Origin of the sequence: Curtobacterium sp. 179-B 9B NHS (assembly GCF_045370965.1) — a bacterium.
Lineage (GTDB): Bacteria > Actinomycetota > Actinomycetes > Actinomycetales > Microbacteriaceae > Curtobacterium.
Genome location: NZ_JBIQDQ010000021.1, coordinates 40,935 through 48,744 on the forward strand (window position 1 = coordinate 40,935; position 7,810 = coordinate 48,744).

The 7,810-nt window shown below is 74.4% G+C and carries 8 protein-coding genes and 1 pseudogene; 6 read left to right on the plus strand and 3 right to left on the minus strand.

Translation table 11 applies throughout. The features are described 5' to 3' along the window. Nucleotides 1-50: 50 nt before the first annotated feature. The 5 genes from ACH0A8_RS14660 to ACH0A8_RS14680 are packed head-to-tail and all read left to right on the plus strand — an operon-like array spanning nt 51 to nt 4,314. On the plus strand, nt 51-464 hold the full coding sequence (locus ACH0A8_RS14660) for a molybdopterin-binding protein (RefSeq protein ID WP_066655894.1): 414 nt from the start codon (nt 51-53) through the stop codon (nt 462-464). Continuing rightward, nucleotides 461-1,594 (plus strand): ThiF family adenylyltransferase, encoded by a 1,134-nt coding sequence (locus ACH0A8_RS14665; protein ID WP_406907442.1) that lies wholly within the window; start codon nt 461-463, stop codon nt 1,592-1,594. Before ACH0A8_RS14660 ends, ACH0A8_RS14665 begins: the two co-directional genes overlap by 4 nt. Before the next feature lie 25 nt (nt 1,595-1,619). Continuing rightward, nucleotides 1,620-2,453, plus strand: a complete 834-nt coding sequence (modA, locus tag ACH0A8_RS14670; protein ID WP_406907443.1) for a molybdate ABC transporter substrate-binding protein — start codon at nt 1,620-1,622, stop codon at nt 2,451-2,453. A gap of 11 nt (nt 2,454-2,464) precedes the next feature. Beyond that, nucleotides 2,465-3,295 (plus strand): ABC transporter permease, encoded by an 831-nt coding sequence (locus tag ACH0A8_RS14675; RefSeq protein WP_406907444.1) that lies wholly within the window; start codon nt 2,465-2,467, stop codon nt 3,293-3,295. Next, nucleotides 3,292-4,314, plus strand: a complete 1,023-nt coding sequence (locus ACH0A8_RS14680; protein WP_406907445.1) for an ABC transporter ATP-binding protein — start codon at nt 3,292-3,294, stop codon at nt 4,312-4,314. Before ACH0A8_RS14675 ends, ACH0A8_RS14680 begins: the two co-directional genes overlap by 4 nt. 7 nt (nt 4,315-4,321) lie before the next feature. Here the strand turns inward: ACH0A8_RS14680 and ACH0A8_RS14685 are convergent, their stop codons facing one another. Genes ACH0A8_RS14685 through ACH0A8_RS14695 form a run of 3 tightly spaced genes read right to left on the minus strand, consistent with a single transcriptional unit; the run spans nt 4,322 to nt 7,112 of the window. Continuing rightward, nucleotides 4,322-4,552: a MoaD/ThiS family protein gene (locus ACH0A8_RS14685; protein ID WP_144411462.1), complete on the minus strand. Its 231-nt coding sequence runs from the start codon at nt 4,550-4,552 to the stop codon at nt 4,322-4,324. A gap of 12 nt (nt 4,553-4,564) precedes the next feature. Further along, nucleotides 4,565-5,644, minus strand: a complete 1,080-nt coding sequence (gene moaA / locus ACH0A8_RS14690; protein WP_406907446.1) for a GTP 3',8-cyclase MoaA — start codon at nt 5,642-5,644, stop codon at nt 4,565-4,567. Nucleotides 5,645-5,654: 10 nt separating this feature from the next. Next, nucleotides 5,655-7,112 (minus strand): glycosyltransferase family 87 protein, encoded by a 1,458-nt coding sequence (locus tag ACH0A8_RS14695; protein WP_271826677.1) that lies wholly within the window; start codon nt 7,110-7,112, stop codon nt 5,655-5,657. 21 nt (nt 7,113-7,133) lie between these two features. On the opposite strand from ACH0A8_RS14695, the pseudogene ACH0A8_RS14700 reads away from it, so the two are divergent. Then, nucleotides 7,134-7,810 (plus strand): annotated as a pseudogene (locus ACH0A8_RS14700) (molybdopterin-binding protein); the annotation flags it as partial.

The window sequence follows — 7,810 nt, forward strand, 5'->3', positions numbered from 1 at the left end:
ACCGCTGTCCCCTCCGTGAGAGTTCGCCATGCCGTAGGGTCACGGACACCATGACGACACTCCGCATCCGAGACGCCGCGCGGTACCTGGGCGTCAGCGACGACACCGTCCGGCGCCTGGTCGACGCCGGCACGCTGCCCCGTTCCGAGGACCCGTCCGGCCGCACGGTGGTCGAGGGGCGGGACCTCGCCGCGTACGTCCGCGGTCGTGACGCCGGGCTCGACGACCCGTCCGGTGTCCGCAGCTCGGCGCGGAACCGCTTCGTCGGCATCGTCACCGACCTGGTCGTCGAGGGGGTGGTCGCCCAGGTGGAGCTGCAGGCCGGCCCGAACCGAGTGGTGTCCCTGATGACCGCCGAGGCCGTCCGCGACCTCGGGCTCGAGGTCGGTTCCGTCGCGGTCGCGTCCGTCAAGGCCACGATGGTCACCGTCGAGGTGCCGGAGCAGCCGGAGCGCGCACGGTGACCACGCCCGACCCCGCCACGCCCGACCCCGCCGTGTCCGACCCAGCCACGCCCGACCCCGCAGCGCTCGCCGCCCGGCGGCGGAGCACCTCGCGCACGGCCGCGCTCGACGGTGCCGGGCAGGCGGCGCTCGACGCGCTCGCCGGCGCCCGGGTCCTCGTCGTCGGAGCGGGCGGGCTCGGCGCACCCGTCCTGACGTACCTGGCTGGCTCCGGGCTCGGCCGGATCACGATCGTCGACCACGACACGGTGGACACGTCGAACCTGGCGCGACAGACGCTGTTCGCTGCCGCCGACGTGGGGCGCTCGAAGGCGGCGTGCGCAGCCGACCGGGTGCGCGGCGTCGACGCCGTCGTCGAGGTCGTCGCCCTGACCGAGCGCTTCCGCCCCGAGCACGTCGCCGACCACGACGTGGTGGTCGACGCGGCGGACAGCGTCGAGGTCACCCGTGCCGTCTCCGACGCGTGCGCCGCGGCGGGCGTGCCCTTCGTCTGGGGCACCGCGCTCGGCTACGACGGACAGGTCTCGGTCTTCCACGATGCCGCCGCCGACCCGGTCGACTTCCACGACCTCCACCCCGAGGCGCTGCCGGACGAGGGCTCCTGCGCCGCGGACGGCGTGCTGCCCGCCCTGTGCGGCGCGTTAGGCGCGGTGATGGCGGCGCAGGTCACCGCCCTGGTCGCCGGGCTCGGCGAGCCGCTGCTCGGCCGGGTGCTCACGGTGGACGCCCGTCGGTGGCGCTGGACCGAGAGCGTCCTGCGTCGCGGCCCGGGATCGGTCCGTCCCGCGGCGTCGGCGGTCGCGGAGCCGCCGCGGATCGCCCCCGCCGAGCTGGCACGACGACTCGGTGACGACGGTGCGGCCGACGTCGCCGGCGACCGGATCGTCCTCGTCGACGTCCGGACCGAGGCGGAGCGCGCGACCGGGGTGATCCCGGGCTCGCGGACCCCGGACGACCTCGGCGGCTCCGGGGCGGTCGACGAACTGGTCGTCGTGTGCGCGTCCGGGAAGCGCGCCACCGCCTGGGCACGGCAGGCCATCGCGGACCGTCCGGCGGGGGCGTCGCCCGTCACGGTCCTCGACGGCGGGATCACCGCGTGGGGCCAGGAGGGCCACCCGATCACCTCCTGACCGCACGTGCGGCTAGGATCGCCCCGTGAAGACGCTCCTGCGAACCCCTGCCGCGATCGCGCTCGTGGTCGTCGTCGGGACGAGCCTCGCCGCGTGCACGACCCGGCCGGCCACCGGCGGCGCGACGGGGAGCAGCGCGACGGGCACCTCGGCGAGCGGCACCGCCACGGGCAGCACGGGCCCGACCGGGTCGATCACGGTCTTCGCGGCCGCCTCGCTCCAGCGCACCTTCAGGGAGCTCGGGGAGCAGTACGAGCAGCGGCACCCGGGGACCACGGTCACGTTCTCGTTCGCCGGCTCGAGCGACCTCGTCTCGCAGATCCGCAACGGCGCCCCCGCCGACGTGTTCGCCTCCGCCGACGAGGCGACCATGGCGAAGCTCGCGACGACCGACCTGGCGACGGGGTGGCCCCGCGACTTCGCGACGAACACCCTCGAGATCGCCGTCGCACCCGGCAACCCCGAGCGCGTCGCGGACCTCCGCGACCTCACCGCGTCCGACCTGCAGGTCGTCACCTGCGCCGCCCCCGTGCCGTGCGGTGCGGCGACGGCGGAGGTCGAGCGGGCCGCGGGCATCGAGCTCCGACCGGTGAGCGAGGAGCAGTCGGTCACCGACGTCCTCGGGAAGGTCGAGTCCGGGCAGGCCGACGCCGGGCTCGTCTACGTCACCGACGTCGAGGGCTCCGGGGGGAAGGTCGAGGGCGTCAAGTTCGCGGAGTCGTCGGAGGCCGTGAACACGTACCCGATCGGTGTCCTCAAGGGGTCCGCGAACCCGGAGACCGCCGCGTCGTTCGCCGCGTTCGTCCGCTCCGACGCCGGCCGCAAGGTGCTCACGGACGCCGGCTTCGGCGCACCCTGACGACGACCACGATGCACCGGTCGACCAGGACGATGACGAGCAGGACGCCCCAGAGCCACCAGCGGACCCCCGTGCCGTGGTGGCTCCCGGTCCCCGCGGTCCTCGGCGGCCTGTTCGTCGTCGTGCCCGTGGCCGCGATGGTCGGTCGGGTCGACTGGTCGTCGTTCGTCGCCCTGGTCACCGCCCCCGCGTCGACCACCGCGCTCGGGCTGAGCCTCGGCACCGCGGCCGCCGCCACCGGGGTCGCGTTCGTCCTCGGCTACCCGCTGGCGGTGCTGTTCGCCCGCTCGACCTCCCGCTGGGTCGGGGTCCTCCGTGCGCTCGTCCTCCTGCCACTCGTGCTCCCGCCCGTGGTCGGCGGTCTCGCCCTGCTCGCGGCCTTCGGGCGGCTCGGCGTGCTCGGCGCGTTCCTCGACGAGCACGGGCTCCGGATCGCCTTCACCACGACGGCGGTCGTGACGGCGCAGGTCTTCGTGTCGATGCCGTTCCTGGTGTCGTCGATCGAGGGCTCGCTCCGCACCGGCGGCGGTCGCGCCGAACGGGTCGCCGCCACGCTCGGCGCCGGACCGACCCGGACGTTCCTCACCGTCACGACGCCGCGCGTGCTCCCGGGCATCACCTCCGGCCTGGTGCTCTGCGGGGCGCGGGCGCTCGGCGAGTTCGGCGCCACCCTCACCTTCGCCGGCAGCCTGCAGGGGGTCACCCGGACGCTCCCGCTCGAGGTCTACCTGCAGCGCGAGATCGACCCGGACACCGCCGTCGCGCTCGCGCTCGTCCTCGTCGTGGTCGCCCTCGTCGTGATCGGGACGACGACGGTGCGCACCCGCCCGGTGACGACGTGACGGGCGGTGGAGCGGGGCTCGTCGCGCACGTGCTCGTGCCCGAGCGGGACGTCGACGTGCGCCTGACGATCGGCCCCGACGAGTGCGTCGCGCTGGTCGGGCCGAACGGCGCCGGCAAGTCGACCGTCGTCGAGGCCCTCGCCGGCCTCCTCCGCACGCGCGACGGCAGTGTCGTGCTCGCGGGCCGCGACCTGACGTCCGTGCCGACGCACCGCCGCCGGGTCGGCCTGGTCGCACAACGCCCGGACCTCTTCGCCCACCGCACGGTCGTCGGCAACGTCGCCTTCGGTCCGCGTGCCACCGGGGCCGGCCGCCGGGAGGCACAGCACCGCGCCGCCACGGCCCTCGCCGCCGTCGGTGCGTCCGGTCTCGCCGACCGGTCACCGACCACGCTGTCCGGCGGGCAGGCGCAGCGTGTCGCGGTCGCCCGTGCCCTCGCGACGGAGCCCGCGCTGCTGCTGCTCGACGAGCCGACCACGGCGCTCGACGTCGACGCCCGCACCGAGGTCCGCGCGGCCCTGCGCGCCGCCCTGCGCGGCCGCCCGACCCTCCTCGTCACGCACGACCCGCTCGAGGCCGTCACGCTCGCCGACCGCGTCGTCGTGCTGCAGGACGGCCGCGTCGTCGAGGAGGGGCGCACCGAGGCCGTCCTCCGGCAACCGCGCACGCCGTTCTCGGCGTCCTTCTCCGGACTGGTGCTCGTCCCCGGGACGGCCACACCGACCGGGATCGCGCTCGACGGCGGCGGTGAGCTGGCGTCCGCGACGCACACCGTGCCTCCCGGCCGACCCGCGGTCGCGGCCCTGCACCCGACCGCGGCGCGCGTGCGCCGTGACGGGCCGGGGCTGGCACGGACGGTGACCGCGGTGGAACCGCGTGACGGGCTGGTGCGGGTGCACGCGGGTGACCTGGTGGCCGACGTGACCGTCGCGTCGGCAGCGGCCCTCGGTCTGGAGCCGGGCGTGGCCGTGCGGGTCGCCGTCGACCCGGACGAGGTCAGCGTCGCCGCGCCCGCGTGACGGTGGCCTAGCCGCCGGCGAACGGGGGCATCACGTCGACGTTCGCGACGCCGTCGAGCGACGTCGAGCGGTCGCGCGTCGTGACCCCGTCGACGAGGTACGAGCACCGCTCCTGCAACGCCGTCCACCGGTCCGGATCTGCCGCCGTGACACCTCGCAGTGCCGCATCGAGCGTCGTCGCGGCCACCGTGGTCTCGTCCTGGCCGACGGCCGCGCGGGCCGCGGCGAAGAACCGCATCGTCGTCACCGGTCAGCCTCCGATCGCACTCATGCCGCGGGACGGGTGCACGATCCCGTCCGCGTCGTCGCCGTGGTCCCGCGGCTTCGCCCACATCGCGCGTCGCCAGGTGTCGAGCAGGACGTCGTCGTCGGCGCCGGCGCGCAGGGGGCCGAGCAAGTCGACCTCGTCGTCCGAGAACAGGCAGGAGCGCACGTGTCCCTCGGCGGTCAGGCGCGTGCGGGTGCAGTCGGCGCAGAACGACTCGGTGATGCTCGCGATCACACCGACGGTGCCGAGCGCTTCGCCGTCGAGCGTCGACACGCGGTACCGCTCGGCGGGGGCGCCGTCACGCGGCGCCTCGTCGGGCTCGAGGCGGTAGTGCTCGCCGAGCAGGGCGCGGGTCTCCTCCGCCGTGACCATGGTTGCGCCGTCCCAGGCGTGCCCGGGGTCGAGCGGCATCTGCTCGATGAAGCGCAGCTCGTGCCCGCGCTCGAGGCACCAGGCGAGCAGGTCGACGGCGAGGTGGTCGTTCACCCCGCGGAGCAGCACGGCGTTGACCTTGACCCCGAGGCCTGCGTCCGCCGCGGCGGCGATGCCCTCGAGCACGCGGTCGAGGAACGGGCGCCGGGTGACCTCGGCGAAGACGTCCGGGTCGACGGTGTCGAGCGAGACGTTGACGCGGCGCAGTCCGGCGTCCGCCAGGGCCTGCGCGCGGTTCGCCAGGCCGATCGCGTTCGTGGTGATCGACAGTTCGACGTCGTGGACCGAGCACCGACGGACGATGTCGACGAGGTCGGCGCGCAGGAGCGGCTCACCACCGGTGAAGCGGACCTTGCGCACGCCGAGGGTGCCGGCGGCGAGGCCGACCAGACGGTCGATCTCCGCCGCCGTCATGAGTGCGTCCGACGGGATCACGGGCAGCCCCTCCGCCGGCATGCAGTACGTGCATCGGAGGTTGCAGCGCTCGGTGAGCGAGACCCGCAGGTCGACGGCGCGCCGGGCGAACCGGTCGACGAGCCCGGGGTCGTCGACGGGTCGAGGAGGGATGGCCGGCGACTCGCTGCGCACCCGGCGCAGCAGGCCGGTCGAGGGCAGGATCCGCGCCGTCATCCCCGTGATGCTACCCCGCGTCGATGCGGTCGCGGGTGCGGGGGTCCACGGACCGCCACCCACGGGGGTCGAGTCGTCGTCCCCAGCGCACCCAGTCCTCGCGCCGGGTGCGGACGAGCGTGACGACCACGATCACGAGCACCGCGGCGAGGAGCCACCACCGGAACGCGGGCGCCGAGGGCCAGACCCCGCGCAGGGCGATGGCGAGGTTCAGGGCCATCCACTCCCACCGACCCGAGAGGACCACGAAGGGGATGAGGAGCAGCGCGTACCAGGGGTACCGCGGGGTCACGGCGAGGAAGGTCACACCGATCATGAACACCTCGGCGGACCACGGCCGTGCGGGGTCCGCGAGGCGCCAGGACACCACGGCGGCCAGGAGCACCACGAGCCCGACGACGATCGTCGCCGCATCGCCCTTGATCACGGACGAGACCAGGGCGAACCGGGAGCCGTCCTCGTAGCCCTCCTCGGACAGGTAGCCGGGCAGGTACCCGAGGACCTTCACGCCGGTCGTGAGCACGTAGGGCACGTAGAGCAGCGCGAACGTGGCGATGCCGACGGGGACCGCCCACCAGTACCGCCACCGGCCGAGCAGGGGCGGGTAGACGATCGCCGGGATGAGCTTGGTGGCCGTCGCCGCACCGAGGGCGATCCCGCCCCAGATCGGCCGACCGAAGGCGACGAGCACGACGCCCGCCGTGGCGAGGGCGGCACCGACGACGTCGACGTGCGAGTTCGTGACCGCCTCGGACGCGACGAGCGGCGACCAGGCCCACAGCGCGGCCCACCAGGTCGGGCGGCCGACGCGACGGAGCACCGCGACCAGACCGATCGTGACGCCGAGGGAGACGAGGAGTCCCGCGACCTGGAACGGCATGTACTGCGCGGTCGCGGGCACGAAGGCGCGCACACCGGCGAACCACAGCTGCGCCATCGGCGGGTAGATCGTGGTCACGTCCGGCCGGTTGATGGCGACGCAGTGCCCGTCGGCTCCGTCGCCGAGCCCGCGCATCCGCGGCTCGAGCGGCTTGCAGGTGCCGTCGATCTTGTCCGGGAACAGCCAGTCCGGGCGCAGGTCGGCCAGCGCGTTCGACTGCGGCGTGTGGGCGTACGGTGAAATGCCGGCGTGTTGCACGATGCCGTCCCAGGCGTACCGGGCAGAGTCGGTACTGGTGTTCGGCGGGCCGACGAGCGCCGCGATGCCGACCACGACCGCCCCACCGAGGACGATCCGGGTCGTCCACTCGCGGGGCACGAACCGCACGGCGACCACGGCTCCCGCGAAGACCGCCCAAGCGATGAGCGTCCAGGCAACGAATGGTGCACGATGACCGGCACGGAGGAACCCCAGATGCGTGATGCCGAAGGCGATGACACCCGCCAGCGCCAGCACGCCGACGACGGACAGGACGGTCGACACGACCGCGGTCGTCGGGACGGAGGCGGCGCGCGGTCGTCTGCTCATGGTTCCCCGAGGCTACCGATCGTGCGCCGGGTCCTGCTGGACGCACGCGCGACCATGGCGTCCCCGAACCGCAACGCCCGCTCGGCCGTCGTCTGGGGTCGCCTGCTCGGCATCGCGTTCGTCGTCTGCTTCGGGACCGGCGTCTACAGCCACCTGCTGCAGGACCCCCTGCCGTGGATGCGCTTCCCGACCCGGCCGACGCAGCTCTACCAGTTCACGCAGGGCCTGCACATCACCGCGGGCATCGCGATCATCCCGCTGCTGCTCGCCAAGCTGAACGTCGTCATGCCCGCGCTGGCCCAGGTCCCGCCGGTGCGCGGGGTCCTGCACCTGCTCGAGCGGCTGTCGATCGCGGTGCTCGTGTCGGCGTCGATCGTGCAGGTCGGCACCGGCCTGCTGAACACGTACCAGTGGTACCCGTGGCCGTTCCCGTTCCGCCAGGTCCACTACGCCATGTCGTACCTGATCATCGGTTCGCTCGTCGTGCACATCGCGTCGAAGCTGCCCGTGATCGCGCGCTACTGGCGGGCGCGGGACGCCTACGACGCCGAGGGTCGGTTCGTCGCGGACCCGACGGTGGGCAGCGAGCTGCTGCCGGACGGCCGGGAGGCCCGCCCCGCCGTGGGCGGACGCCCCGCGGCCGAGCAGACGGCCGGCGCGTACCCCCGCGGCCTGACCGGCCGCCTGCTGCGGTGGGT

Excerpts from the sequence above, each read along its gene's own strand:
- ACH0A8_RS14660 (WP_066655894.1), top strand. The coding sequence starts at position 51 with ATGACGACACTCCGCATCCGAGACGCCGCGCGGTACCTGGGCGTCAGC.
- ACH0A8_RS14675 (WP_406907444.1), top strand. The coding sequence starts at position 2,465 with ATGCACCGGTCGACCAGGACGATGACGAGCAGGACGCCCCAGAGCCAC.
- ACH0A8_RS14685 (WP_144411462.1), bottom strand. The coding sequence starts at position 4,552 with ATGCGGTTCTTCGCCGCGGCCCGCGCGGCCGTCGGCCAGGACGAGACC.
- moaA (WP_406907446.1), bottom strand. The coding sequence starts at position 5,644 with ATGACGGCGCGGATCCTGCCCTCGACCGGCCTGCTGCGCCGGGTGCGC.
- ACH0A8_RS14695 (WP_271826677.1), bottom strand. The coding sequence starts at position 7,112 with ATGAGCAGACGACCGCGCGCCGCCTCCGTCCCGACGACCGCGGTCGTG.